Source organism: Sutcliffiella horikoshii (assembly GCF_044809035.1).
Taxonomy (GTDB): domain Bacteria; phylum Bacillota; class Bacilli; order Bacillales; family Bacillaceae_I; genus Sutcliffiella_A; species Sutcliffiella_A horikoshii_G.
The window spans coordinates 2,356,626-2,383,071 of the sequence record NZ_CP085237.1; the positions used below are offsets into that span (position 1 = coordinate 2,356,626).

Consider the following 26,446-nt stretch of genomic DNA (forward strand, 5'->3'; position numbering starts at 1 on the left):
ACTGCTACCTTACATTCAATACTTTATCAGTGTACTGAATGGCATCCTCAAGAATATGATCTTCTTTAATCCCAGAAGCTTCCCCTTCAAAATTTAAGAACAAACGGTGACGCAAGACAGGGATGGCGGCATGCTTAATGTCGCCTTTTGAAACATGAAAACGTCCTGAGCAAAACGCCCTTGCTTTTGCTACTTTTATTAAGCTTTGAACTCCACGAGGCCCTACACCGTATCGTACATATTTTTTCACAAGCTCACTGGCATGCTCTTCTTCTGGATGAGTTGCCATGATGAGTTGTACCGTGTAGTCTAACAGTTCCTGTGAAACTAGTATTTCTTTTACTGCCATTTGAATTTGTTGCATTTTCTCGGTATTTAAAAGTTTTTGAACGTGATAGGATTCTGTTCCTGTTGTCCTTTTAATAATCTCATATAACTCTTCCTTCTTAGGATAGCCCATGTTAATTTTCAATAGGAAACGGTCCATCTGTGCTTCCGGCAGCGGATAAGTTCCTTCCATATCAATAGGGTTCTGTGTTGCGAGCACAAAGAATGGAGAGGAAACCTTTCTCGTTTCTCCCATGATGGTTACTGTCTTTTCAGCCATCGCTTCTAAAAGAGAACTCTGTGTTTTAGGCGTTGCACGGTTTATTTCATCCGCCAAAACAATATTAGAAAAGATTGGACCTTCATGAAACACGAAGGACTGTTTTCCGTTTTCATGTATTTCAATCATTTTTGTACCGGTAATGTCAGAAGGCATCAAGTCAGGAGTAAACTGGATTCTTGAAAAATCAAAATTCAAAACTTCAGATATTGTCCGGATAAGCATGGTTTTCCCTACACCTGGCATCCCTTCGAGCAAGGCATGACCGTCTGACACCATCGCCCAGATCAGTTGTTCAATCACTTCCTCCTGTCCAACGATCACCTTTCCGATTTCCTGTTTCACTTCTTGCAATGTATCTTGATAATATTTCAATTCCTTTTCTTTCTCTTCCAAACTGATCACTTAATCTGCTCCCTTCGGATCCACTTCACTAAAGTATTGTTTGACGACATTTTCTAATCTTGATGGCAATTGCATTCTATCCAGTGATTCCCTGTAGGATTTTTCATAGGAAGAGAATACTTCTCCATACGGTCTTGCTTCCCCTCTCAGGGTCGGAGAATCAGGGGCATCTTCGTATTCTGATTGTCCTTCCCCAGTCGGACCGCCATCTGTTTCATTTTGAACATCACTTTGAATGTTGGAAGGCACTGTAAAGGTTTGCTCACCTACACCGACACCTGCTCCTAGACCGCCACCTCCTGGACCTTGTCCTTGACCTTGGCTGCCTCCCCCTGCTCCTGCACCTTGTCCCTGGCCTTGTCCTTGACCTTGTCCCTGACCTTGGCCTTGACCCTGACCTTGACCTTGGCCTTGACCTTGGCCTTGACCCTGACCTTGACCTTGACCTTGGCCTTGACCTTGACCTTGGCCTTGACCTTGGCCTTGAGCTGTTTGATTTGAAGATGAGTTATTAGAATTAGATAACGATAGCTTAGAAGGATTCAACCCAGCCTGCGTCATTTTACCATGTTGATTTGTGGCTGCTGATTGAAGAGCATTCTGTAATGCCTCCATATCAGAAAGGGACGATATATCTTGTAACAGCTCCTCAAGTTGTTCCATTAATGCTTCTAATTCTTCTTCTGTCCTTTCATCTATGTCCAATTCTTCCTTATCAAGGAGGCTCTTGGATAGTTCAGACAGTTCTTTTTTTTCTTCATCTGATAAGGAGCTGATATTTTTCTTCATCTCATTTAGAAGCTTTTCAAGTTCTTCATTTTTTTGATTTAAAGCAAGATTCGCCAATGAGTTATCAGGTTGTTCTTTCGCAAGTTCTTTTAAGCTGGCTTCCTTTTCTTGGAGCTCTTTCATCTTTTCAGCTAAGTTATTTTCTTTCTTCATTAGTTCTTTCAAGAGTTCATCTGCATCTTTTTCATTTGTAAGATCTTTTAGCTCCTCTAGATCTTCCTTTAAGCCTTCTTTATCTTTCAGTTCTTCCGCATCTTTTTTTACCTTTTTAAGTGTTTCTTCTATAATTTCTCTTTCTTTCTCTACCGCTTGGGCCTCCTGCATTTTGTTATTTGGGTACAAAATTAAAAGTATAATGGCGCAAGCGGTCAACAAAGACATGAATAGTATTTTAGGTTGGATATGCTTTAATTTTGCCCCTTTTATGTCATGTTCCTTTTTCTTCAGATGTTCATAAGTCTCTTTGCGTTGTAGTTGTGCGACCAAGGAGGTATCTTTCACATAATCCAGAGACGTGGTTAATCTATCCTCTTCTAGAAATTCATCTGAATATCTTGCTGCATCCCATGTCGATGGCCTATTTCTCCAGTAGAGGAGGAATACTGCTAAACAAACAATACATCCTATCCAAAGAGCTTTTTCCATTAGATACGGTGTCACGACAATTCTGGCAACAATAAGTACACTTAAAAAACTGACGCAAAATGCTAAAATTGCATATTGCGTCTGTTTAGAAAGCCTTTGAATTCTAAGCTTTCTTCTAATGGAAAAGAGGAACCTTATTATTTGATCGTTTTCCTTCATTTTTCATCTACCCTTTACGTGGTTTCATGTTCGGGCGTAACTTTTTAATACTAAGCAAAATCAAGACAATGGAAATCGTGATATATGAAATGATCAATCCTACGCCAAGGTGTGTATCTATCCCGGTCACATCCTTTAATTGCATCGCAGCAGAAGGCTCAAATAGTGCAAGCATCACACCGAAGGGATTAAACATTGCGATAAAGTAAGGGATCGGGTTTGTTTGTGGCCCAGTTGCTCCGTATTGGGTAAAGCTAATGGAGAACACCGTAATGATCGCGGTCCCTGCAGCAAGGAAAAAGGCTACTCCATACGTACAAACCATTGCAACAATCGTTTTGCGTATTAATGTGGAGAAGAAAACACCGATGCTTCCTAAAGTTGCCATAGAAAGTAAGTAAACACCGAAAGTCAATAACAATAGCTTTGGTGAAATTCCCCCAAACAAAAATACGATGCTGTATAACGGCAAGCTTGAGATTACGATTAACAATAAAAATGATAAAGATGACACTAGCTTGCTGATAATGATACTTGTGGAAGATTGCTGTGTCGTCAACAGAATGTTCAATGTCTGTTTTTCCCTCTCACTGCTAATGATTCCCGCTGTTAATCCAGGAGTCATAAAGAAAATTAAAGCTAGCTGCACAAATGCTAAGATCATGAACATGTTTTTACTATTTTCTGCTCGGAACATACCCATCGTGTTGAATCTTGTTTCCATGTAAATATAAAATAAGGCGATTAAACCTAGCACACCCAGGTAGAATAATATTCCAAGGAAGCTTTTGAAACTCCTGAAGCGTAACTTGAACTCTTTATTTAACATGGGGTTGATTAGTTGAGCTTTCATTATTCCACCCCCTTTGTAATTTCTAAGAAGATATCTTCCAGGTTGGATTCTTCTTGACTTAAACTCAGAATCATCACACCGGAATCTAATGCTTTCTTAAGTAAATCCACTTGTTCTTCGTCAGTCCCTTCAAACGAGAAGGAAAGGAGATTTGAGCGTTGTTCACTTAATTGAATGTTGGAAACACTAGGAATATCCTCAAAAAATCTGATGGCTTTATCAATATCTTTCAGAATGAGCACCTTCAACACTTTATTGGCTTGCAATTGTCGGTGGATTTCTTCCACTCTTCCGGTAGCAACTAACTTACCACCATTGATAACGCCAATTTCATCACACATCTCTGCAAGTTCTGGCAAGATATGAGAAGAAATCATGATGGTTTTGCCCATGCTTTTTAATTCCCTCAATATTTCCCTCATTTCAATTCTTGCCCTAGGATCTAACCCTGAAGCCGGTTCATCTAAAATTAATACTTCCGGGTCATGTATTAATGCTCTTGCAAGACAAAGACGTTGTTTCATACCCCTTGACAATACATCTACATAAGCATCTTTTTTATCCGTCAGATTCACTAGCTCGAGCAGTTGGGGGATCAGCTTCTGTCTTTCTTCTAAAGGAATGCCATAACTTGCACCATAAAAGTCTAAATACTCATCTGTCTTAAACTGATCATAGACTCCGAAAAAATCAGGCATATATCCAATATACTTCCGAACCATTTTTGGATTTTTCGTCACATCATATCCGTTTACAAAAGCAGTCCCAGATGTAGGAGCAAGAAGGGTAGATAGGATGGAAAAAGTGGTGGATTTCCCCGCTCCATTATGACCTACAAATCCGAAAACCGTCCCTTTTTCAACCTTTAAGTTTAATGAGTCCAATGCAGTGAATTTCCCATATTTTTTTGTTAAATTAATGGTCTCTATCATTCTTTTATCGCTCCCTCTACCTCTACACCTGGCACTTGTATATCTCTGTCATAATTAGTTGGGATCGTTACTCGAACGGTTATGCTTCCCTGTTCATTAAAATAATCAGTGAGATTTCCTTCCAAAGTGACGGATCCTTTATTTTCAAGCAGTTCCGCTTCTTTGGACTTTTGATTTACTATAAAGTACTCGACACTACCGTCTCTTGTACGAAGTTTTATTTTTACTTCCTTCATTTCATCTTTCGCAACATCGACCATATCCGGAAGATTGTAGGTAAAGTCATAAGTCCCGCCACCTAAATACACATATGTTTCATTAAATTCCAGTCCATTATGGTGAATCATGCCCATTTCACCTTCTGTCACTGCAAGATTAGGAGACATGTGTTCTTCTTTGAAACTAAAGCTTCCTCCACCTGAATTCGTGATGGTTACTGGCAATACAACTAGGTGAGTGGCATTAGATTTTCCCGATTTCCCATCCACTTTCGTTCCCATCACCCCTTCGGTTACATAACCAACCAGAATAGGTTGAGAGGCTAAAGAAAAAATATCTTTTCTATTTACAAGCAAATCTAGAATTTGGAACTTTTTATAGTCTTCAAGTTCATCTTTTTCTATTTGATTAGCGCCTGGTCCTTGATTGTAATAACTTTGGAAATTTGGAAAAGCTTTAGTTGCAGAAGCACTGCTTGGCGCAGTCAATGCATTAGCGATGTTGCCTCCAGCCACCTCATATTCCAGGTTCACTGATTCTCCTGCTTTAATATCTCCAAGTGTTTTAGCGTCGCGTCCTGATAAAAGAAACGCGTCTTTTAACTCATATTGCATCTGATTGGATATTGTCCCCAGTACTTTTCCATCTTTCATAGAGAGGGCATGATCTATTTTCCCTATTGGCAAGGAATTTACGTTACCAATACTTGTACGTGTTGACCAATACTCCACATCATTGAACGTGATTTCTGTTCCTTTAGATAGGGAACTGACGTACGCATAGTTCTTCATCCATTCAAAATTCTCATTATAACCGTATGTCATTGGGAAAAGGTTGGTATTTTCCCCAGTCTCCATTTTATAATCGCCGCCGCTGTTAGTGAGGATGCTCGCTACCCCATATCCACTGGCAGTTTCTGTTACATTGTCCAAGATAAGTATACTTGCTTCATTCACTTGTGTGCCAGATATTCTGTCCTTAGCCCCTATGCTGAAAACTGCAACACTGGTAAAGATTGCTACAGCTGGAATGATCCACCACGCTTGTTCACGTTTGTCTGTTCTCTTCAAAATAATATACAAAACCGGAATGACTAAAATTAAATATAGTAGAAAGGCACCGATTAAAAGTGGTACCGAAACGATAGAACCAGGAAACGCTTCGCCAATGGGACTTAATTGGTGTGTCAGTTCTTCCATGACAGGCATTTTATAGGAGTTAGGTGTCTTTGATGTAACCTTTTGAAGTACACTGCCCCACCAGGTGTTTATTTCACTCCATTCTCCAAAAAGAGGGGAAGACAAGTTACTAGCGATTTGGGTAACTGTCCCCGTCCCGGCATTCATCATTAGTGCGATGGGCGTATCTCCATCCTTTGTCAAAACGGTTGTCTCTTCATATAATAGATTTCCAGTGAAAACAGGAAGGTCTGGAAAACTACTTTCTTTATTCAACTTTAAAAGGGATGTTTCATTAGTCGGGTCTAGCAGCTGAAACTCCTGCAATTCTCCTAAATCTTGACTCAGCCCTACTTTTGTATCAAACATCAAAGATCCGCCGTTATTAACCCAGTCTTTAATGGCTTTTTGCTGCTGAGATGTAAGTGTGGCCAATGGAAAATCGTGAACTAAAAGAATATCAAACATTTCCAGACCATATGATTCAGTGGGGATGTTATCGCCACCGATGTTTAGCAATTCCATACTTTCATTTTGATACTTTACTAGTTTCAAGAAATTAACAGCATCATGGTTATTGCTAAGTACTCCCAGAACGACTCTGTTATCTCCGATATATCTAGGCTGAGCATTTGCATTTCCTTTTACCTTTACTTCTTTTCCTTTTTCTACTCCACCTTCATAAAAACTGACAAAGTCATTCTTTGTCCCAGAGTAGTTATAAGACATATGATCGGAGGTACCTTTTACGGCAAGTTCCAACGTTTTGGAGCCTCCTGCTTCTAACTCGACCGGGATGACATAACTTCCGGCCATATTATATGTAGGGCTAGAAAATATGACTATATCTCCTTTTACGGCATCTCCTTTGTTAACTACTTCTATTCTGATGGGATGCCCCTTCCCCATTTGAACTTTATTGTCTACCCCAAATTCCACTTTCACTTCTAAATTTGCTTCTGCGCTTGTAAGGGACGGGTAAAAAAATAAACCGATTACCATTAATAGCAAACACTTTTTCACAAACAACCATACTTTCACTCTTTTTCCCCCTAAATGTGACAATCTCTCTTTCTATTTTCAAATAACTATATCTTAGACGTACCTTTATAGGAAAAAGTTTCAAGTTAATAAAAAAAGAAGGGATTTTTCCCCTTCAATCAATCCATCACGCCGGTACGTAAAATATCCACATTAATATCAACCTTAAACTCTGATTGTTGATAGAGCTCTCTCCATTCTTTTTTGCTAAATGAATCATAGCCTACTTTTGCGCGGAAATAGTTGCCGAATCCAACTGGGTCCGCACCCATTTCCTTGCTTTTTCCTAATACCTCCATTAATCTTCCTTCCATATATCCCCCTATTTCCTCTTCTATTTTTTTAATAGCATCTGGATTACCCAGATCATAGTTTTCCGATATCTCCTGCATCCTTGTCTTTACATTAATTTTTATGGTAAAAGAAGGTTCTTGTATATCCTTCAACACTATTTTTGTATCACTTCTAAGGTGATCTAGGGAAGCGTATACATAATCCTCTTGTTTATTGTTGTTAGTGAGAATATATTCATTTAATTTCTCTTTAGGGAGGACGAGCTCCGTATTGCCTGCTTCAAAAGGATCCAGCAGCAATTTTAAATAAAAGGAATCCTTGGTGTTTAATTCTCCGACGACTTTATCATCTTGAAACAGGGATATCCCTTCTATAACAATGGTCTCATCCTTGAAATTCAACAATGGTAGCACAGGATCACGTCCTTCACTATAATAAAACTGCATAAATTCATGCAGGGTAGGTGAAATTACCGAATCCGCTTCTACGTTCTGAGTGATCAAGTCGTACAAAAAAGTCCCTGCATTGGTTACATCTTCGGATTGTTGGGATAGTTGAAGAAGGTCATACGCTTGTGGTTTACTTACTGCTAGATAAGACATGGTTCCCACTTCTGCGTCTCTCGATAAGGTATCGATAATAGAAATAATTCCACCTTTTGCCAATTCTTCTCCGTAAATAGCCACCCTCAATTGCCCTGAAACAAGTCTCCTGCTCGAGGCTAGGTTTTCCTTTTGCCTTATCCCCTTACTAGTATGCGCTAAGGAAGTAACCATTTTAGTGTTATTTGGATGCAGAGGATCGAATTCATAATAGATGATCGATCCTTTAAGCATGCCATCTTCATTATCATAGCCAATTGCTGTAACTAGACCCAGTTCCTCCAGTGGTTTTTGCGTCACACAACCACCACTAAGAATTAAAAATAGAATAATCCATATTATCTTTTTCATCTAGGCTGTTTCACCCCTTTTATTTTTTCTCTTATGAAAACAATAAAAGAAAGGAAGATGGAATAGACAAAGACTGTAAAAAAACCAAACCATCCCACAAAATCAACAAACTCATTTATGTGTGTACGCTTTTGAAAAAAGCAGGAACATATAAAAACGACTGTACTGCATATAATGACAAACGTCTTTTGCTTGTGGTTGAATACCCTTTTTAACCCTTTAGAGGCAGCCCACAGCATAAAGAGAGTATTAGGAAGAATAATGACAAGCCAAAGTGAAACCGCTAAAAATTCGAACCTCTCCAAATTTGGAAATTGTACTATTTTGAACATCGATAAGGTCGCCCATATCGTTTTTTCTAGTTGCTCTCCGCTATAATAACCAACTGCAACGAAAGTAACGGCAAAGATTAGTGCAAATGTAAAGAACACCCCAAATTGCGCGTATTTATGGACTCTTTGTTTATCACGAATATATGGGTACACAAAAAACAACAATTCTAACCCCAATACCGTAAAGGAAGTTTTATATGCACCTTTTAGCAGTTCTTTAGGAGAAGCTTCTAAAAACGGCAAAAAATTAGTCCAATCCATATACCTAAGAGGTACTATTAACATTAAAACCAACCAAATAGTTAAGAAGAATCCTAAAAAACTGACACCCACTATCGTTTTAATGCCACCGTATACTCCATAAATGGAAATCAGAAGCAGTATTAACACAATCGCCCAAGTCTCTAAATCAGGAAATACCCATGCTTGTACAATCTCCGTGTAATTTAAAAGAATGGACATTAGACCTGCTAAAAGATAGAAGACAAACACCAAATTCAACGTATTTCCTATCCATTTTCCAAACACCAATTTATGAATTTGAAATAAATCTTTGGATTTAAAGGTTTTAAGAATATAACACATAGAAAACACAACAATTGCCATTCCAATATAGCTTATGATGATCGATATCCACGCATCCTGACCGGCTTCCATAAAAATAATGCGTTGTACTCCTGCTATTCCTACACCAGTTTGGTTCGTGTGTATGATAAAGAACACCAAATATGCTGAAAACAAAAACGACTTTTTTACATTTGTAGTACTCATTTTGCCACCTTATTCATCTATGTCCTGAGATGTATATTGATGAAAAGAAAAGAAACCCTTTTTATTGGGATTGGTCCTTATTAGATGAACCGGCATCCTAAAGATAGTATTTAAAGCATGATTTTTATCAAATGGATACACTGGCTTAAGGTAAGGAACACCTACGCTTGTCAAACGAATTAAGTGAATCAGTAAGAAACATAATCCCAGACTGATTCCAATTCCTCCCCATATCCCCGCTAGAATTAAAATAGGAAACCTTGTGACTCGTACAGCAGTTCCCATGAGATAACTAGGTGCAGTAAAGGAACCAAGAGCACTTAAGGCTACAACAATAATGAGAATATTACTCGTAAACCCAGCTTCCACTGCTGCTTGTCCTAATACAATACCTCCGACTATACCCATGGTTTGTCCCACTTTAGTTGGAAGCCTTGCTCCTGCTTCTCTTAGCAACTCAATCATGACTTCCAACAACAAAGCTTCAAAAATGGGAGTGAAAGGAACTTTCGACCTTGACTCACCTAATGAAACCAATAATGTAGAAGGAATCATTTCATAATGATACGTAATGATGGCAACATAGGCTGGAGTCAGGATTACAGAGAGGAACATGGTAATGTAACGTAAAAATCGTATAAAGCTTCCCATATTCCAACGCATATACACATCTTCTGTTGATTCAAAAAAATTGAAAAGGGATGCAGGACCAAGCAAAACCATAGGACTTCTGTCCACAAAGACAGCGACCATTCCGCGCTCCACACTGTAAGTAACCCTATCAGGCAATTCAGTTTGAACAAATTGCGGAAAGATAGAGTAACTGTTATCTTCTATTAGCTGTGCCAACACAGATGTATCGAGTATGTCGTTTACTTGCAGAGAGTTGATTTTTTCTCTGATGGATTGGACGATATCTTCATCTGCCATCCCTTTTAAGTAAACAATCCTGATCTCTGTTTCATTCTTTTTCCCGACAACCATTTTTTCCGTACATAGATCTTCTGAAATAATATTTTGCCTGATAATACTAATATTTGTACTTAATGATTCAGTAAACGAAATCTTTGGACCAAAGACAAGCGATTCCGTTTCCGCTTTTTCTAGGCTACGTTCCACTTTTTTCGTAACGTTAATCAATAACCCTTGCTCCGCCTCGGATGTAAATAAAAATACATACCCATCCAACAATTTATTGATTACATCCTCCATGTCACCAGTCAGTGTCGCACGGGTAGTTGGCAATTGATATAGTAATTCAGCCAGATTAACGGAACGATCACTAGTTAGATTTATTATCGTTGGCAGGATTGTTTGGTTTATTTCATTAAAATCAACCAGGTTTTTCAGATAAATGAATAGAATAGAGGAATCATTTCTCTTCATTTCATAAAAATACAGATCTGGACTATGATGAAAGGTCTTTTTAACGTGTTCCTGTAGACTGCATATATCGTATGTAGTTAGATTCTTTTTCTCCACATGGACCACCCTTCCATTTTCTCCATATATGTGTAGGCTTACCAACCTGTGATATTTTACTCTTTCTAGGAACAGAAAAACCGGCCATTTTCACAGGGCCGGTTTAGCGATATCTCTGATTATTTAGTTCCACTGTCAAAACTTCTGTAACGCGTTGAATAAATGAGTCATAATTAAAGTCCATTGCTATTCGATGTACCGGATATTCAGCCAGTTGGACGAAATCACGAAAATCACCAATTGTCTGCCCAAATGCTGAACCAGGAGATGTGACAACACGCACCGGTTTTAATTCATATTCAATTTCATTTTCATTAAAAATTCCCCATAAAGTGACCACATCATGTAAAGGAGCTCCAGGAATGGTTGGAATCTGTGATTTATAGAATTGCCAATAGTAATCCATCATCGGTTTAATAATGGTCCCAAGTTGGTTGTTCTTTTCCTGATTTATTTTATCGATTTCATTAACCATATCCGCAGTCAAAATAGCTCGCTGCGTGACATTTAGAGGAAATATGGTCAATTCTTTGGCGTAATTAATGACAATATTGGCTGCATACGGGTCACCATATATATTTGCCTCCGCTACAGGAGTAACATTCCCGGGAAAGTTGAATGTTCCCCCCATCACATAAATCTCACTTACCTTGGCTACTGTTTCAGGATAAAGAATAAATGATGTAGCAAGGGAAGTCAGTCTTCCGACGCAAACAATGGTCAACTCGCCATCATATTTTTCAATGATGTCATAAATCTGGTGAAAGTTTTCGAAAACATTATCATCTTCTTGGAAATCCTCAGGTATCACAAACCCTCCAAAGCCTTCTGGACCGTGTACTTCAGGATAATAGATCGGAGGATCACCAATCATAGACCTTTCGGCTCCTCCGATTAGTGGAACATCATATCTTCCAGTATTTCTTTGTATATACTTCGCATTTCTAATCGCCGTTTTTTTATTTACATTACCGTATTCTGCAACTACACCGACAATCTCTACATTTTTTTCAAAATAAGCATAAATAATTGCCATGATATCATCGATTCCAAAATCAGCAAACAATAGCACCTTTTTTTTCATCATATCCCACCCCTAGGTTAGGAAGTCCAAATATTTTGCTTTAGATTAAGACAAACCAAGACAAACATACAGGCACAAGGGACTGCAGACGAATAGTTTAATAAGGATTAAATAGGATAGGAGGAAGGAAACATGTCTCAATTTTATAATCAATGTCGTCGATACCAAGGACAAAATGTCACGGTGAGGTGTCGTGACGGTTCATCCCATCACGGAAGAATCGTAAGAGTATCTCCAAGCCACGTTTACATTCAACCAACAGGAAGAAATAGATTCGGTGGATATGGCATGGGCTTATGGGGCGGATATTACGGAGGATATGGATATAATCCTGTAGCAGTGCCTCTTGCATTCGTAACAGGTGTCGTTTTAGGCGGTCTATTATTCTGGTAAAAAATTGATACTAACGGATGTCCCCAATACGTCCGTTTAGCCTCGTTCACAATAGTGTTAAAATTTTCTGTACTCTGCTATGGTATAGTAGATTAGTACAGTTTATGTGAACGAGGTGTATTTTATGAAAAAATTGGCATTTACTGTTTCTTGTATGGTTGTTTTTACAGTAGGTTGTTCCAATACGGAAACGCAAAACAGCAATGCAACACATAGTGAAGAACAACACCACCATAATGAGAAACCCTCCTTTTTCCAAGGAGATCTTAGGGAAGAAACTGCTTCTGTGGAAGAGTTGCCTTCTTTTTTGAAGGACAAGCCTGAGGATATGCAACTTATCTATTCCGCTGCAGCACAGCATAAAGAAGTACTTGAATATATTCCATGTTATTGCGGTTGTGGCACTTCAGCTGGCCATAAAAGCAGTTATAATTGCTTTGTTTATGAAAATAATGAAGATGGATCGCTTGTCTGGGATGACCATGGTACAAGGTGCGGAGTGTGTTTAGAAATCGCTGCCACTTCTGTTATGGAATACAGCAAGGGTAAAAGCGTGGAAGAAATCAGATATATGATTGACCAAGCGTATAAAGAAGGTTATTCAACACCCACTCCAACTCCAGAACCTAAGGATGGGTAATATAAAAGGGTTCCAGAAATGGTGGCATTTCCGGAACCCTTTTTTGACCTATTCATTTTGGCCTATTCAGCATAATACATCAGTGCAAGTGCACCAGGGCCTGTGTGTGTGGAAATTACAGGGGTAGTATAAGCTATTTGGATATCTTCAAATCCAGAAGCCTCGTAAAGGGCATCTTTTAAAGCTTGTGCCTGTTTCAATGATCCGGCATGTGCAATTCCTACCCCTTTTACCACCTTACCTGCAATATCTTCCTTGAACTGTTTGGTAAAGAACTTAATCACCTGTGAATGGCTTCTCACCTTGGTTACTGGCGTATAGACCCCATCTGCAAGCGAGGCGATTGGTTTAATATTCAATAATGAACCTATAAGCGCTTTTCCTCTTCCAATACGCCCACCTTTAACTAAATTATCTAACGTATCAACCATAATGAACAAATCTGTATTGCTACGAATATCATTTAGCTTATTAATAATTTCTTGCAAGTCTTTTCCCTGCTTGGCCATTTTTGCCGCAGCTACTACCTGGAAAGATAAAGCAAAAGAAATGAATCTTGAATCAACCACCGTCACATCGCTGTCGCTGATACTAGCGGCGCTTTCAGCAGACCCTACAGTTCCGCTCATGCCTCCGGTCATATGGAGAGATAAGATTTTACTGCCATCTTCCCCTAACCTATTGTAAACATCTACAAATGTACCCACTGAAGGTTGCGAGCTTTTTGGCAATTCTGTGGAATGTTTCATCTTATCCATGAATTCATCGGGTTTAATACCAAATCGATCTATGTATGACTCTCCGTCAATCGTTATAGACAACGGAACTATTTCTATGTTTAATTCTTCAATGATGGACTGATCAATATCTACAGTTGAATCTGTCACTATCTTTACATTTGTCATTAAATTCACTTCCCCAATTATATCCTTTTTTCTATTATACCTTCCTACCTGGTTTGTTCAAACCAAAACAGGTTATGTTCCCTTTTTTATATGTAGTTTGTCATGAACCTGACACAAAATGAGCGTTGAAATAACCCGCTGTGACAATGATGTTTATTCTATTTGGAACAAAAAAAATACAGGGTTGGCCCTGTATTAATATTATCACATTCACGTAAGTTTAAGCATTATTTTTTAAAATATCTGTTTTCACAACTTTACAATAATCCGGCCATTTCAATACTGTTCGCAAATAATCCTTGAAAGAATAGATTTGCTTTGGTTCCTTCTCATTAAGGATCATTTTAAGATATGTCTCCAGTCTGACCCGAACCATAAAATGATATGTGCTATCGTCCTCCAATACTGGAATTTCAATGACTTTTACCTTCTGTCCCTCATTAACCGTGAACTCTAGGCTTTTCCATAGCAAAATATCAATCCTCTTTTTTCACCCGTTTATTATTATTATACCCTAAATATTGAAATAAGTGTAAACTTTCATTAGACAAAATAAAACAATTTTATATAGACATGATACATTGAGGACCATTGTTTTTTGGAGAGTTAACGATGGTGGAAACTTCATAAGCTTTCATATAGTCAGCCTTGAATGGTTGTAGCATAGCAGTTATCTGGGAACTTGTGAGCGCTTGTCTAGAAAGCCAAATTTTTTCATGTTCTTCTTTCAGTATTACCGGCATTCTATCGTGAACCCCTTCGACAAGTTTATTTGGTCTTGTCGTTATTAACGTACAGCTCACCATCTCTTCATCCTTTGTAACCCAGCGGTCCCATAACCCTGCAAAAGCGAAAGGCTGTTCATTGGTTTTTGTAAACCTTATAGGCTTCTTTTCATTTCTTTGCTTTTTCCATTCATAGAACCCATCTGCAGGAATTATACATCTTTTTCTTTCCAACAGCTTCCGAAAACTAACTTTTTCATGTATTGTTTCTGCACGGGCATTAATCATTTTGTACCCGATCTTTTTGTCTTTCGCAAAACTCGGCACCAAGCCCCAATGGATATAGCCTGCCCTGTTTTTATTTTCTCCTGCTACTATGGCCAATATGGGCTGACCTGGAGCGATATTAAAGCTGATTTGATATTCGAGGTTGTTTGCATTTTCTAGAAAAAAGCGTTCTTCTAACTTATGTAGTTCTGTCGTTAAGGAAAATCTGCCACACATTATTGGAACACTTCCTTTTTATTGGTGTTTTATTTGTGTTTTCATTCTACAGGAAAAGCCACTACTTTTGTAGTGGCTTCAGTTAATCATAGTCCCTGTTTGATTTTTTCTTGAATTTCTATGCCTAGTTGGTTTCCATCGACTTTTTCGTCTTGTGGCAGAAAGATTGGGTCGTGTACCGTTACTTTAACTTGAGCCGGTTGGAAACCGAATTTCTTTTCTTCCATTATTTTATAAGAACCTGAAATCGTGATTGGAACAACGGGTACTTTGCTATCCGTTGCTAAGCGTAAGCCGCCCTTTTTGAATTCTCCCATTTCGTCCCCCTTGCTTCTCGTTCCTTCAGGAAAAATGACTAGGGAGTGTCCCTTTTTCAAAGTTGCAATGCCATCCCTTATAGACTGGACCGCTTTTCTTCTATCCTTCCGATCAATAAACACACAATTCATGGCTTCCATCCATCTTGGTATAAGAGGAATCTTTTTCACTTCAACTTTAGAAATGAAACCAAGAGGCTTTTCTAAAAATCCGATTAAAATCGGAACATCGAAATTCCCTTGATGATTACTTACAAAAAGTACAGGACCGCTAGGAATTTTCTCCTGGCCAACCACCTCAATATGGGAGCCTGTAAGTTTCACTAATGTCTTTGCCCAGTGTTTGGGCTTTTGATGCATTAACGTATCTTTTTCTTCAACTGTCATTGGAGTGTCTATTTTCTCCACTTTTTTTATTGTCGGCAGACTATAAATTAAATAGACGAAAAAATAAACAAACCACACTATCGAGCGTAACATTTTCTTCTCTCCCTAAAAACCACTTCTATTTGTCTGATAAAGCTACTTTTTTATACTTTCGAAAATAATAATCATAAGGATTTTTTGCATCCTTTATCCCTTTTTCATTCGAGATTAATTCCCAATCTTGATCGTTTACTTCAGGAAAATACGTATCTCCTTCAAATTCTTCATTTATAAATGTTACATACAATAAGTCTGCGATAGGGATTGCTTCTCTGAAGATATGAGCCCCACCTATAATGAATAGTTCTTTTCCATCTTCATTCAAGGTTTTCACTTCATCTAGAGAATGAAGGGTTTCACACCCCTCGGCTTGAAAATCATTTCTTGATAAGATGATGTTTCTTCTCTTCGGCAGTGGTTTTCCTATGGACTCATATGTCTTCCTTCCCATCACAATGGTATTGCCAAGAGTGATTTCCTTAAAGTAAGCTAAATCGGCAGGAATTCTCCAAGGAAGGTCGTTATTTTTACCGATTAAGTTATTTTTATCTACAGCGACAATAATGGAAATCATACACTGACGACTCCTTTAATATGCGGGTGTGCTTCGTAGTCTTCCAGTATAAAATCTTCATATTTAAAATCAAAGATAGACGTAACTTCTTTGTTCAATTTCATTTTCGGCAATTTTTTAGGTTCTCTTCCTAATTGTAAATTGACTTGATCTAGATGATTCGAATAAATATGTGCATCCCCAAGTGTATGAATGAACTCACCGGGCTCTAAATCACAAACCTGCGCGACCATCATGGTGAGTAAAGCATAAGAGGCGATGTTAAAAGGAACACCAAGGAAAACATCAGCCGACCTTTGGTAAAGTTGACAGGATAATTTTCCATCGGCCACATAAAATTGGAACATGGTGTGACAAGGCGGCAGTGCCATGGAATCGACATTCGCCACGTTCCATGCTGAGACTATCAGTCTTCTTGAATCCGGGTTATGTTTAATTTGCTCAATAAGGTTGGCAATTTGATCAATACTTTTACCATCGGGAGTTGGCCATGACCTCCATTGAAAGCCATATACCGGACCGAGGTCCCCATTTTCGTCAGCCCATTCATTCCATATTCTTACGCCATTTTCTTGTAAATATTTTATGTTTGTATCACCGTTTAAAAACCAAAGAAGTTCGTGAATAATTGATTTTACATGTAGTTTTTTTGTGGTTACCAGTGGAAAACCTTCTTGAAGATCAAACCTCATTTGATAGCCGAAGGTACTAATCGTTCCAGTTCCTGTTCGGTCTTCTTTTTGGGTTCCGTTATGTAAAATATGTTTGCATAAATCCAAATACTGTTTCATTCTCTCTTCACCTCTTGTACTGTCTTTAATCTTAGTACATTCTATCATAAAAGCCATACAATTTTACTATTAAAAGAAAAAGAAAAACATTCAATCGAATGCTTTTCTAATAGGTGTTGCTTATTAGATTTCTGGTGATAGGGAGCTTTTCCATGTTTTGATAAAATAAGAATGTATGTGGTGCATGTTTTGCTAATTCAAGTCTGGAGATATCATTTAAGTAGTACATGGCGAATGTTTCTGCGAAGTATTCTTCTGGAAACGTATGAAAATAATTTCTGTTAGGAAATAAAGCAGAAACCTCGCTTTTCCAAGCTTTTAGGAATGTTTGATTATAACGGATATTCCCTAAAACATAGCGATCAATGGAATGAGCCAATTCATGCAGTTCCAAATTAATAGAACCATGACCCAATCCTTTTTTACTGTGGCCAATCTTTGCCAATACTAACTTGGAGCCGCCGATACCGGGGACATCTTCCCAGTTAGAACCCTTTGCGCTATATCCTCTTGGCTTTACGCCATGTAAATGTTCAAACCCTTCTACATCAGTAAGTTTTCCATTAAACAAATACAAATGGACATTTTGCTGGACCAAGACATTTAGAATCTGATTTGGTACATTAGAAACATGACCAATCATCATCGCCGCTTCTTCCTCTGAGAAATTCCCGGGAGGAAGGTATATTAGCTGATTTAAAGCTTCCCGGTTAGGGGTATCCTTCAGGTGGGAATCTAAAACCGAGGATTTATAATGTTGGAGTGGCACAGCGTTCAAACTGGCATATGCTTTCCAATAGATAGGTATAATGGTAAAAGTAATCAATAACACTATTGCAAATAAACGTCGCTTCATCTTTCCTCACCTTCTCTTGTTGTCAGATCATGTTGGGTTAGTTGTTAGAAAATTCAATTCTATTATATTAGTATTATATCATCTTAGCATTTAATTGGAATGACATTTTTGTCATCTCTTCCTAATATAGATGATTAATTTTTTCCAATGCTTTAGCTATTGTAAACTGTTTTCCTATATAGAAAAGAGTGATTCTGCAATAGAATCACTCTTTTATTTTGCTTATATTTTATACAATTACTTCCTCTTCGCTTAGTTCAGCTTCTTCTATGTCTCTGGATCTATGGGCTATCCGACTCGCCGCAGCGGCTGCAAGGGCACAAACAATATCATCCATAAAAGTGTGAACTTCTTCCCCTTCGTGTTCGTCCAACTTCTTAATGATTCCAAATTTCTCTTTGTCAAGAAAGCCAAAGTTCGTCAGGCCAATCGAACCATACACGTTTACGATGGATAATGGGATAATCTCATCTATCCCATACAACGGTTCATCTGTCTCTACCAAATATTGAAGCGGATCAGGAAGTAGCTTTTTTTCAGCTAAAATATCTAGGGACACTCCCGTTAACACTGCATGGACAATTTCCCTTTTCTCCAATACCTTCTCCACGTTATGTATGCAATCTTCCAACGTGACATTTGTAATATACTTTTTTTGAAGAAGGAGTACAATTTCAGCAATATCCTGGATGGAGACACCTCTGTCTTCCAACATCTTTTTAGTTGTCTCTCTCATCTCACGTAACGTGTATTTTCTCATAAGCCCCCCTCTTTCTCTCTAGCTTAACCACTTGGGTGGTGTGTTTTTTGCCCAGTAGATTGAACCTAAAGCATGATGACCGTTAAATTCATCATGGTAAGTATGGTAATGGAAGTTGAAGTAATATCCGTCGAGTGGCGGATGATCTTTTCTTACGTGAAACCGAATAAGATCTTTTCCTGTGGCAGCATGATATATATGAAAGATCTTTTCACTATCTCCGCCTGTCGGGTTTTCAGATATCGTTAAATTACTCAGATCCTCTTCGGGATGTTCCTCCGCAAGATTTTGTATAACTTGTTCCATTTTAGGGAGAATAACATCCTTAAATTCATCTTGAATTTTAGGACCAATTCTTGAGCCGAATTTTGCAAAACTTTGAAGTTCAGCCTGTGCGGTAGCTAATGACAGGAATGAATCTTTAGACAATCCTTCAAAGGGTGCTATAATTTCATTTGAATGGTTATTATAATCTTTGCTTGTTACATCGCCGAACGATGAATCATCCTTTTGATCATCTATCGTCAAATAGGCAGGTGGCGATACTGTACCGAACGTAAGCGCTGTAATTAGGACCACTAACGATTTCTTTAGCCATTTCGGCATGACAGTCTTCCTTTCCATCTGTTTATCCCCATTCTATTAATTTCTCTATTATTATGTAAAACTAGTATATCACAAAAGTAAGAAAATATTATCAATTTTCTATTAACTTTTCTTACCTTCGCTTTCTTAAACTAACTTTTGATTTACTTTTGTTACAGAATACGCACTAATCTAGTGAAATAAAGAAAAATGATTTAATTATTATTCATTTATTTGTGTTTTTTTGTTAATATTAAGGAATAGTACATATTGGAGGTTAAACTCATGGCAGATATTGCGATTATGGTATCAAGCTTTGTTACATTAGGTGCATTAATTTACTTATGTTTTACTGACTGATTATATGGAAAAAAAACTCGTGTTGAGGATACCTCAACACGAGTTTTTTATAGGAGCTAACACTTTATGTACCCATAGTGGAATTTAGCGGTTTTTCTTTTTAGTACGGTAAATTCGAATTTGGTAAACTTATCGCTTTGCCAGTGATCTTTTAATACTACTCTGCTTTTGGCAACCCTTATTGCTTCTTGCAGGGTTTGTTCATTGAAACCGTCTTTAACTGCGATGTTTCTTAGTGGTGCTATACCGTCTGATTCTTTAATTTCAACATCAAACATTGGATCAAAGTACACAACATCAAAGCTGTTATCTGGCAGGTTTGATAAGATTTCTTGATGTTTTCCGTGAATGACTTCAATGCGCCTCATCGCCCCTACTAGCGAATCGTTGTCGGATTCCCAAACAGAAAGTCCATTTTTTACCAGATAGGCAAGGACCTCATTTCCCTCAATGCCCCACACTTTTCCATTTTCACCTGTTGCCAGACTTGCCATAATGCTATCTGAGGCGAGACCAAGTGTGCAATCAAGACAACTCATTCCTTCATTTAACTCTGTTGCTTCTAAAAACGGTTCTCTCTCTCCTTGAAGCCATCTCTTAACTCGAAAGCCAGCAGTATTAGGATGAAAGAATATGGGTTCTTTTTCATTCTCCCGATACCATTCATAACGATTTTTCCCCACTACTAAGACATCTTGATCAAATTCACTGAGTAAGGTATGGATTGATTTTTTACTTCTTTGTATGTACATACAACCAAGGTCTTGCGCGATATTTTTTGCACTTTGAACCATTTCTTCGTTGGTTCTCCCCGCAGTAGTTACAATCATAAGTTTCTCCTTATATACCTAGTAAAAGGATGTGTGCAGTATTTACACACATCCTACCAATTTAACAATATTGATGAAAAGCTCCTTGAAGATTGGTCATGATATTTTCCATAGTATTTCCTTCGATATCATGACGGTGGATGAAATGTACTACTTCCTTCCCTTTTAACAGTGCCATAGAAGGTGAGGATGGTGGAATATCTCCAAATATTTCTCTCATCTTAGAGGTAGCTTCTTTATCCTGTCCAGCGAAAACCGTTACTAGCTGATCTGGTGTTTTGTCCGCTTGGATAATGGATTGAGTTGCTGCTGGGCGTGCCAATCCTGCCGCACATCCGCAGACAGAGTTGACTATTACTAGTGTAGTTCCTTCAGCGTTATTGAAATATTTTTCTACTTCTTCGCTTGTGGTAAGTTCTTCGAAGCCTGCTCTTGTTAGTTCATCTCTCATGGGTTTTACTATTTGTTTCATATATTCTTCATATGCCATTGACATGTTTATTTCCTCCTTTTATTTCTATGTTTCCCTGTATACCGCAGTTGATTTCCGCAAATGGCTTCGCTTTCCTAGGGGCGCTGCTGGAACCTCCTCGGCTACGCCTGCGGGGTCTCCACCTAGCACTATCTCCCTTAGGACAAGGAAGGCTGCGGCAGCGATTCATCGCAAGAAGAAAATGCGTAGCATTTTCGAGGAGTCTTCGCCTTTTGCTCCAATCAAAGGCTAAGGAACCTAGAGCACTTAGTTGTTTCTTTCCGTCATTTGTTTCCAGACGGAGCCTTTTGCTTCTTCTCCGCCTTCTATCCGTTGGATGGCCATTTTCACTTGCATACTCACTTCGAATTCAGGGTCGTTTTCAGCTTCGTGAAGAGCAGGAAGCGCAGTTTCGTCACCAACTTCATATAAGAACATGGCAGCTCTCCAGCGGACTAATTTATTTTTGTCTTTTAATGCTTCTATCATGGCTTTCATAGCTGATTTATCTCCAAGGTCAGACATGCAGTCTCCCGCAGTTCTCCTCACCGTCACAGACTTGTCTTTTAGCGCTTTTGACAAATAAGGTAAAATGTCTGAGTCCTCCAGCATTCCAAAGTAAACTGTTGCTAATCGGCGTATAGATCCCTTTTCGTCATCCAATGCCTTAGCAAGTACGGGGATGTCTTCTGGTTTTGGATCCATCTGATCAAGCGCAGCAAACCGTTTGGACCAGTCAGGATCATCTAGCATTTCCAATGTCACTTTATAACGCTCTTTTGATTTTATTGTATTCGATTTGTCTTTATTTTCTTCTTGTTTTAACATTTTTTCCAAGCGCTCATCTGTAAACGTTGCAGAAAGCTCTTCTACTATCTCTGTCCCAACAGCCTCAAGGTCACCATAACGGACTCCATGCTCTTTCCATTCACGCTCAAGCACGACATTATCTTGTTTTTCTTGTGCAGCAAGTATTGCTTTCATGAATCTATCGGGCAATCCAACGCGTTTCTCCTCGTCCCCATCTGTTAGTTTCACTTGCATCGGAATTCCCTGGAACATTTGAACAAAGACTTTCACTTCGCCAAAACCTTCTAATGATCTTTGATCTTTTGTGTCTTCATTTTCTTCTGTTTCTCCAAAAGCGGCCCTTACCTCTGAAAGAATTCCTTTCCAGTCAAAACGGGCATTTCTTTCTACGGCTAGAAAGTCCGCAACGTGGTAGACCCCTTTTACACCTTCTATTTCTAGTATGTCCTGAATAATTCCAGGTGCTTGGTTGCTATTGTCTTTTGTATAGTTGTTCCTAGAACCTGCCGGCAACTCTTCACTAAGGATTACTTTCATTGTATTAGGACTAGGAGTTGGTTCAATTGATTGTATCTTCAAGAAAAAACACCCCTTCTTTACTTATGATTGTTCTTTTATTTTTTCAACTTTTTCAGATAGTTCTTCCCATCTGTTCATTGTCTCTTCTAACAATTGGTTAGTTTGTTCTTGCTCTGAAAGCCATTTGCTTACCTTTTCATAGTCACTTCCGGCTTTTGCAATCTCTGTCTCAATCGTTTCAAGCTTTTCCTCATGCTCCATAATTCTATCCTCTATCGTTTCCCAGTCTTTCTGTTCTTGGTATGACAATTTCAAGGTTTTTTGTTTTTGTCGTGTTACAGTTTGTGTTTCTTTTTTAGCCTGTTCTAGCTGTTTTTGTTCTTTACGCTTTAGTTGTTGTTCTTGAACATAGTCTGAGTATTCTCCGAAAATCCTTTTAACGTTCCCATCACCTTCAAGGATAAACAGTTCATCAACGACTTTATCTAAAAAGTATCGATCATGGGAAACGGTGATAACTACACCAGGGAATTCTTCTAAATATCCCTCCAAAATGGTCAATGTTTCCGTATCTAAGTCATTTGTCGGTTCATCAAGCAGCAATACATTTGGCTGGGACATTAGTATTCTCAGTAGGTATAACCTTTTTCTTTCTCCCCCTGAAAGCTTCCGAATCGGGGTGCCATGGGAGTGCGGAACAAAAAGAAACCGCTCTAGTAATTGTGATGCACTTATGTGCTGTCCGTCTTCGCCTTTGATGACTTCCGCTTCCTCTTTAACATATTCTATCATTCTTTGATCTAAATTCATTTCCTGCTGCTCTTGGGTATAGTAACCAAGCTTTACCGTTAACCCGACATCCACTTTACCTTGGTCAGGGGAGATTTTTTGTGCAAAGATATTCAAAAGAGTTGATTTTCCAACCCCATTTGGTCCGACAATCCCCACTCTGTCTTTTTGCTTGATCAATAAGTTAACATCCTTTAGGATAACCTTGCTTCCAAAATGAAGAGAAACGTCTTCTATTTCCATAACTTTTTTCCCGAGCCTTGCAGATCCTGTAAGTAGTTCTAATTCACCTGTAGAAGAAGTGGAAGATACTTTCTCATCCAGGTCCTCAAATCGCTTAATTCTTGCTTTTTGTTTTGTCGTTCTGGCTTTTGCTCCTTTTCTCATCCATTCCAACTCTTGACGATATAGGCTCTTTTGTTTAGCTTCAACTTTAAGCTCTTCTTCCTGCCTGATTGCTTTTGCTTCCAGGTAATCCCCGTAATTTCCCGAATAAGTATAAATGGACCCACTATCTAACTCAAATATTTTATTTGTTACCTTATCAAGGAAATAGCGATCATGCGTTACCAGTAAAACCGCTCCTTGGTATTTACTCAGGTAATCTTCCAACCATTCGATAGCCTCAAAATCCAGATGGTTGGTAGGCTCATCCAAAATAAGGAGATCGGCTGCTTCCACCAAAGTCTGAGAAAGGGCTACGCGTTTTTTTTGCCCCCCTGAAAGGTTAGAGATTTGTTGGTTACTATCCGTTATTCCTAATTTATTGAGAATAGCCTTTGCATTTGAGCTGGCATCCCATGCTTGAAGCTGATCCATTTGTGATTGCAGCTTAGCAAGTTGATTTTGAAGACTTTCATTCAGTGGGTCAGCTTGGATTTGCAATAGGCACTTTTCATACTGTCTTATGACATTGTTTGTATTTGAGTCTTTGCTGAAGATTTGTTCCATTACTGAACAAGACTCATTCAAATCAGGTTGTTGTGATAAAAACCCAATTGTATAGTCATTAGAAGTCGTGATAGTTCCAGCGTCAGGCGTTTCAAGTCCAGCGATGATTTTTAACAAGGTAGACTTTCCTGTACCATTCACACCAATAAGACCGACTCTTTCCTTTTCCTGTATACTGAACGAAGCATTTCCTAGCAGTACTTTTTCCACATATGTTTTTGATAAATCTTCCCCGATCAACATTTTCATTTGTTATATCTCATTCCATTCTTTCATAAATTGATCTACAAATTTCTTCATGAATTCATGACGTTCCAACGCAATTTTCCTTGCTTCTTCCGTTTGAAGTGTATCTTTTAATAGAAATAACTTTTCAAAGAAGTGATTGATGGCTGTGGACTTTTCCCCACGGTATTGCTCATAGGTCATGGTTGTTCTGGTCTCTATTTGCGGATCATACATTGCTTGTCCTTTTGCTCCAGAGAACATAAATGTCCTTGCAGTCCCGATGGCACCTAATGCATCAAGTCTATCGGCATCTTGAACAACTTTCCCTTCAAGGGAGTCCAGAACTATACCATTTCCTCCTTTAAATCCAATATTTTCTATTGTATAAAGAATTTCATCTATATGTAATTTGGTTAATGGCAGTTCAGACAACAGTTCAGCGATTTCATCTTTTGCTCTATCTTTATTTGCAGTTATTTTGTCATCCAATACGTCATGTAATAGCGCGATAATTTCCACCATTAAAAGATTTGCTTTTTCTTCTTTTCCAATATGTAAGGCAAGTCTTCTGACTCTTTGGATATGGAACCAGTCATGCCCTGTGCTGTCATTGTTGAATATGGATTCTACATATTCTTCTACTTTATGTATCACTGAGAGTAACTCCTTTTACTTGTCATTCTTTTTCATTTTAACATGACAAAGTCAATATCTATACCATTTCGCAATGGATGTCATTTCTTTAGTGTAACATATGGGGGATTACTTTCATAAAATGGGCTGAGTCTGCAATTAAATTTTATTAACTTTGATAAATGCCGCTGTTCCTTTCCGCGAATGGCTTCGCTTTCCTAGGGGCACAGCTAGAGCCTACGGGAGCTAAATGTTAATGCTTCTTCAATTAACCCGTTTAAATCTCTTTTTTCTAAATCTTTCGGGGAATGAAGTCACTTTGTTGATTGGAGTGGAGGGCGCATAGACGCACGCGGGAAGAAGGGCCAGGCGCTTCGTGAGCCTCCCTACTACGTTCCGGGGTCTCACCTGGAACGTAAATCAACTGAATTACAAACTTGCATATCTATCAAAAAAGCTAACGGCAATGCCCTGGATTGCTGGACGTTGCACATTAGCTAGAAAGGTGAAGAAATGAATTATCCTTGGTTTGTGAACCGATCTCAAATTGGTACTGCATGGTTGGGAACTCATATTGTTCTTATAAGATGCAATTATATGACAAATGAAGTGGTAGCTGTTTTTAAGAGTGACCATGCCCCATTCGAACCAACCGCTAACAGCTGTGCTGAAACGTTGTCCAGATATATTAGTATAGGTTATACCTTAATAGGAGCCTATCCTCTCAGTAATAAGGAAATTCAGTATGTCTTGCAGTATCGTTGATTCTTTATTCGTTATACCATGATATACCGATTGTGTTTACTCCCGCATGGACAGCGATGGCAGTAGATAAAGGAAAACGGTTAATCGGGATATCAGGGTATTTTTCTTTCAGGTTGTCCACTAGTGCGTCCGCTTCCTCTATATTGGTCCCGTGCAGGACAAATAGTTCTTTAATAGTTGAATTCGCTTGTGCCTCATCTAAGAAGTCCACAATTTTTGACAACGCTTTCTTCTGAGTGCGAACTTTTTCGGCGATATTCAACTTCCCGTCTTTTATTTGAATAATCGGTTTTATTTGGAGCAGACTTCCTAGTATCTTTTGTACACCAGACATTCGTCCGCTTCGGTGCAATTGCTCTAAACTGCCTATTAAAACATATATGTCGCATTTTTCAGCTAATTCATTAAGATATTCAACAATTTCTTCGTATGACTTCCCAGCTTTTCGAGCTTCTATTCCTTTTTTTACCATTGCGGATAATGGGAAAGAGATGACTTTAGAATCTATGGTGTGTACGGGAATGTCCACTAACTCCCCTGCCTGAGTACTTGATGACACAGTCCCACTCAAATGGCTTGATAGATGTACAGAAATAATCCGATCATATGATTCCGCCAATTTATTGTACAACTCTACAAATGCCCCTACAGATGGTTGCGAAGTTTTAGGTGGCGTGCTACTCGCCTCGAGCTTTGTATAAAAGTCCTCTAATGATAAAGTTACACCATCTAGAAATTCCTCTTCTTCAAAGTAGACCACCATCGGAATGCTGTATACATCAGGATGATGTACCAACATCTCGTCCAAATACGCCGTGCTATCTGTAACCCAAGCTATTTTCTCCATAAAATCTCCCCCTGTTCTCTAT

The 26,446-nt window shown here is 38.6% G+C and carries 26 protein-coding genes; 2 read left to right on the top strand and 24 right to left on the bottom strand.

Going from position 1 to position 26,446, the window contains the following annotated elements; translation table 11 throughout:
* Positions 1-4 precede the first annotated feature (4 nt).
* From LG307_RS12215 to LG307_RS12255, 9 genes are all read right to left on the bottom strand, one after another.
* Positions 5-1,012, bottom strand: coding sequence for an AAA family ATPase (locus LG307_RS12215; RefSeq protein WP_404442199.1), 1,008 nt, complete (start codon positions 1,010-1,012; stop codon positions 5-7).
* Positions 1,013-2,605 carry a hypothetical protein gene (locus LG307_RS12220; protein ID WP_404442201.1) on the bottom strand — a complete coding sequence of 531 codons (1,593 nt, stop codon included), beginning with the start codon at positions 2,603-2,605 and terminating at the stop codon, positions 1,013-1,015.
* A gap of 7 nt (positions 2,606-2,612) precedes the next feature.
* Complete coding sequence (locus LG307_RS12225; RefSeq protein ID WP_404442203.1) at positions 2,613-3,458, bottom strand: ABC transporter permease; 846 nt, start codon at positions 3,456-3,458, stop codon at positions 2,613-2,615.
* Complete coding sequence (locus LG307_RS12230; protein ID WP_404442205.1) at positions 3,458-4,390, bottom strand: ATP-binding cassette domain-containing protein; 933 nt, start codon at positions 4,388-4,390, stop codon at positions 3,458-3,460. The genes LG307_RS12225 and LG307_RS12230 overlap by 1 nt, the downstream gene beginning before the upstream one ends.
* The gene (locus tag LG307_RS12235; RefSeq protein ID WP_404442208.1) at positions 4,387-6,828 is read right to left on the bottom strand and encodes a hypothetical protein; all 2,442 of its coding nucleotides are present in this window, start codon (positions 6,826-6,828) and stop codon (positions 4,387-4,389) included. Before LG307_RS12235 ends, LG307_RS12230 begins: the two co-directional genes overlap by 4 nt.
* A gap of 119 nt (positions 6,829-6,947) precedes the next feature.
* Positions 6,948-8,075: a Ger(x)C family spore germination protein gene (locus LG307_RS12240; RefSeq protein WP_404442209.1), complete on the bottom strand. Its 1,128-nt coding sequence runs from the start codon at positions 8,073-8,075 to the stop codon at positions 6,948-6,950.
* Complete coding sequence (locus LG307_RS12245) at positions 8,072-9,178, bottom strand: GerAB/ArcD/ProY family transporter (RefSeq protein WP_404442212.1); 1,107 nt, start codon at positions 9,176-9,178, stop codon at positions 8,072-8,074. The genes LG307_RS12240 and LG307_RS12245 overlap by 4 nt, the downstream gene beginning before the upstream one ends.
* Positions 9,179-9,187: 9 nt before the next feature.
* Positions 9,188-10,660: a spore germination protein gene (locus tag LG307_RS12250; RefSeq protein WP_404442215.1), complete on the bottom strand. Its 1,473-nt coding sequence runs from the start codon at positions 10,658-10,660 to the stop codon at positions 9,188-9,190.
* Between the two features lie 103 nt (positions 10,661-10,763).
* Positions 10,764-11,747: a nucleoside hydrolase gene (locus LG307_RS12255; RefSeq protein ID WP_404442217.1), complete on the bottom strand. Its 984-nt coding sequence runs from the start codon at positions 11,745-11,747 to the stop codon at positions 10,764-10,766.
* A gap of 129 nt (positions 11,748-11,876) precedes the next feature.
* Between LG307_RS12255 and LG307_RS12260 the strand changes: the two genes are divergently transcribed.
* Both LG307_RS12260 and LG307_RS12265 read left to right on the top strand, forming a co-directional pair.
* The gene (locus LG307_RS12260) at positions 11,877-12,137 is read left to right on the top strand and encodes a hypothetical protein (protein ID WP_083800888.1); all 261 of its coding nucleotides are present in this window, start codon (positions 11,877-11,879) and stop codon (positions 12,135-12,137) included.
* A gap of 124 nt (positions 12,138-12,261) precedes the next feature.
* Positions 12,262-12,777, top strand: coding sequence for a PCYCGC motif-containing (lipo)protein (locus tag LG307_RS12265; protein ID WP_404442219.1), 516 nt, complete (start codon positions 12,262-12,264; stop codon positions 12,775-12,777).
* Between the two features lie 62 nt (positions 12,778-12,839).
* Here LG307_RS12265 and LG307_RS12270 read toward each other — a convergent pair whose 3' ends face one another.
* The 15 genes from LG307_RS12270 to LG307_RS12340 all read right to left on the bottom strand — a co-directional run bounded on the left by LG307_RS12270 (position 12,840) and on the right by LG307_RS12340 (position 26,424).
* A complete protein-coding gene (locus LG307_RS12270; RefSeq protein ID WP_404442222.1) occupies positions 12,840-13,682 on the bottom strand; it encodes a DegV family protein in 843 nt (280 codons plus the stop codon).
* Positions 13,683-13,902: 220 nt separating this feature from the next.
* Positions 13,903-14,154, bottom strand: coding sequence for a DUF2535 family protein (locus LG307_RS12275; protein ID WP_404442224.1), 252 nt, complete (start codon positions 14,152-14,154; stop codon positions 13,903-13,905).
* Between the two features lie 91 nt (positions 14,155-14,245).
* Positions 14,246-14,911 (bottom strand): SOS response-associated peptidase, encoded by a 666-nt coding sequence (locus LG307_RS12280; RefSeq protein ID WP_404442227.1) that lies wholly within the window; start codon positions 14,909-14,911, stop codon positions 14,246-14,248.
* An 86-nt stretch (positions 14,912-14,997) separates the two neighbouring features.
* Positions 14,998-15,708, bottom strand: coding sequence for a lysophospholipid acyltransferase family protein (locus LG307_RS12285; protein WP_404442230.1), 711 nt, complete (start codon positions 15,706-15,708; stop codon positions 14,998-15,000).
* Between the two features lie 25 nt (positions 15,709-15,733).
* Positions 15,734-16,228 carry a dihydrofolate reductase gene (locus tag LG307_RS12290; protein ID WP_404442232.1) on the bottom strand — a complete coding sequence of 165 codons (495 nt, stop codon included), beginning with the start codon at positions 16,226-16,228 and terminating at the stop codon, positions 15,734-15,736.
* The gene (locus LG307_RS12295; RefSeq protein ID WP_404442235.1) at positions 16,225-17,019 is read right to left on the bottom strand and encodes a thymidylate synthase; all 795 of its coding nucleotides are present in this window, start codon (positions 17,017-17,019) and stop codon (positions 16,225-16,227) included. The genes LG307_RS12290 and LG307_RS12295 overlap by 4 nt, the downstream gene beginning before the upstream one ends.
* A gap of 106 nt (positions 17,020-17,125) precedes the next feature.
* The gene (locus LG307_RS12300) at positions 17,126-17,875 is read right to left on the bottom strand and encodes a toxin (protein WP_404442238.1); all 750 of its coding nucleotides are present in this window, start codon (positions 17,873-17,875) and stop codon (positions 17,126-17,128) included.
* Between the two features lie 229 nt (positions 17,876-18,104).
* Positions 18,105-18,635: a phosphatidylglycerophosphatase A gene (locus tag LG307_RS12305; RefSeq protein ID WP_404442241.1), complete on the bottom strand. Its 531-nt coding sequence runs from the start codon at positions 18,633-18,635 to the stop codon at positions 18,105-18,107.
* Positions 18,636-18,653: 18 nt separating this feature from the next.
* Positions 18,654-19,241 carry a YpjP family protein gene (locus LG307_RS12310; protein ID WP_404450444.1) on the bottom strand — a complete coding sequence of 196 codons (588 nt, stop codon included), beginning with the start codon at positions 19,239-19,241 and terminating at the stop codon, positions 18,654-18,656.
* A gap of 395 nt (positions 19,242-19,636) precedes the next feature.
* A complete protein-coding gene (locus LG307_RS12315) occupies positions 19,637-20,410 on the bottom strand; it encodes a class I SAM-dependent methyltransferase (protein WP_404442244.1) in 774 nt (257 codons plus the stop codon).
* Positions 20,411-20,471: 61 nt separating this feature from the next.
* Positions 20,472-20,906, bottom strand: a complete 435-nt coding sequence (locus tag LG307_RS12320; protein ID WP_404442247.1) for a BrxA/BrxB family bacilliredoxin — start codon at positions 20,904-20,906, stop codon at positions 20,472-20,474.
* 243 nt (positions 20,907-21,149) lie between these two features.
* Entirely contained in the window at positions 21,150-22,271 is a 1,122-nt protein-coding gene (locus tag LG307_RS12325) for a conserved virulence factor C family protein (protein WP_404442250.1), read from the bottom strand.
* Between the two features lie 21 nt (positions 22,272-22,292).
* Complete coding sequence (locus LG307_RS12330) at positions 22,293-24,200, bottom strand: ABC-F family ATP-binding cassette domain-containing protein (RefSeq protein WP_404442253.1); 1,908 nt, start codon at positions 24,198-24,200, stop codon at positions 22,293-22,295.
* Positions 24,201-24,203: 3 nt separating this feature from the next.
* Positions 24,204-24,833 (bottom strand): HD domain-containing protein, encoded by a 630-nt coding sequence (locus LG307_RS12335; RefSeq protein ID WP_404442256.1) that lies wholly within the window; start codon positions 24,831-24,833, stop codon positions 24,204-24,206.
* Between the two features lie 748 nt (positions 24,834-25,581).
* Positions 25,582-26,424, bottom strand: a complete 843-nt coding sequence (locus LG307_RS12340; RefSeq protein WP_404442259.1) for a DegV family protein — start codon at positions 26,422-26,424, stop codon at positions 25,582-25,584.
* Positions 26,425-26,446 lie beyond the last annotated feature (22 nt).

What these genes read in the sequence shown, in the direction of transcription:
- LG307_RS12220 (WP_404442201.1), bottom strand. Translation starts at nt 2,605, where the DNA reads ATGAAGGAAAACGATCAAATAATAAGGTTCCTCTTTTCCATTAGAAGA.
- LG307_RS12225 (WP_404442203.1), bottom strand. Translation starts at nt 3,458, where the DNA reads ATGAAAGCTCAACTAATCAACCCCATGTTAAATAAAGAGTTCAAGTTA.
- LG307_RS12230 (WP_404442205.1), bottom strand. Translation starts at nt 4,390, where the DNA reads ATGATAGAGACCATTAATTTAACAAAAAAATATGGGAAATTCACTGCA.
- LG307_RS12240 (WP_404442209.1), bottom strand. Translation starts at nt 8,075, where the DNA reads ATGAAAAAGATAATATGGATTATTCTATTTTTAATTCTTAGTGGTGGT.
- LG307_RS12245 (WP_404442212.1), bottom strand. Translation starts at nt 9,178, where the DNA reads ATGAGTACTACAAATGTAAAAAAGTCGTTTTTGTTTTCAGCATATTTG.
- LG307_RS12255 (WP_404442217.1), bottom strand. Translation starts at nt 11,747, where the DNA reads ATGATGAAAAAAAAGGTGCTATTGTTTGCTGATTTTGGAATCGATGAT.
- LG307_RS12260 (WP_083800888.1), top strand. Translation starts at nt 11,877, where the DNA reads ATGTCTCAATTTTATAATCAATGTCGTCGATACCAAGGACAAAATGTC.
- LG307_RS12265 (WP_404442219.1), top strand. Translation starts at nt 12,262, where the DNA reads ATGAAAAAATTGGCATTTACTGTTTCTTGTATGGTTGTTTTTACAGTA.
- LG307_RS12270 (WP_404442222.1), bottom strand. Translation starts at nt 13,682, where the DNA reads ATGACAAATGTAAAGATAGTGACAGATTCAACTGTAGATATTGATCAG.
- LG307_RS12280 (WP_404442227.1), bottom strand. Translation starts at nt 14,911, where the DNA reads ATGTGTGGCAGATTTTCCTTAACGACAGAACTACATAAGTTAGAAGAA.
- LG307_RS12285 (WP_404442230.1), bottom strand. Translation starts at nt 15,708, where the DNA reads ATGTTACGCTCGATAGTGTGGTTTGTTTATTTTTTCGTCTATTTAATT.
- LG307_RS12290 (WP_404442232.1), bottom strand. Translation starts at nt 16,228, where the DNA reads ATGATTTCCATTATTGTCGCTGTAGATAAAAATAACTTAATCGGTAAA.
- LG307_RS12295 (WP_404442235.1), bottom strand. Translation starts at nt 17,019, where the DNA reads ATGAAACAGTATTTGGATTTATGCAAACATATTTTACATAACGGAACC.
- LG307_RS12300 (WP_404442238.1), bottom strand. Translation starts at nt 17,875, where the DNA reads ATGAAGCGACGTTTATTTGCAATAGTGTTATTGATTACTTTTACCATT.
- LG307_RS12305 (WP_404442241.1), bottom strand. Translation starts at nt 18,635, where the DNA reads ATGAGAAAATACACGTTACGTGAGATGAGAGAGACAACTAAAAAGATG.
- LG307_RS12310 (WP_404450444.1), bottom strand. Translation starts at nt 19,241, where the DNA reads ATGCCGAAATGGCTAAAGAAATCGTTAGTGGTCCTAATTACAGCGCTT.
- LG307_RS12315 (WP_404442244.1), bottom strand. Translation starts at nt 20,410, where the DNA reads ATGATTGTAACTACTGCGGGGAGAACCAACGAAGAAATGGTTCAAAGT.
- LG307_RS12320 (WP_404442247.1), bottom strand. Translation starts at nt 20,906, where the DNA reads ATGTCAATGGCATATGAAGAATATATGAAACAAATAGTAAAACCCATG.
- LG307_RS12330 (WP_404442253.1), bottom strand. Translation starts at nt 24,200, where the DNA reads ATGAAAATGTTGATCGGGGAAGATTTATCAAAAACATATGTGGAAAAA.
- LG307_RS12340 (WP_404442259.1), bottom strand. Translation starts at nt 26,424, where the DNA reads ATGGAGAAAATAGCTTGGGTTACAGATAGCACGGCGTATTTGGACGAG.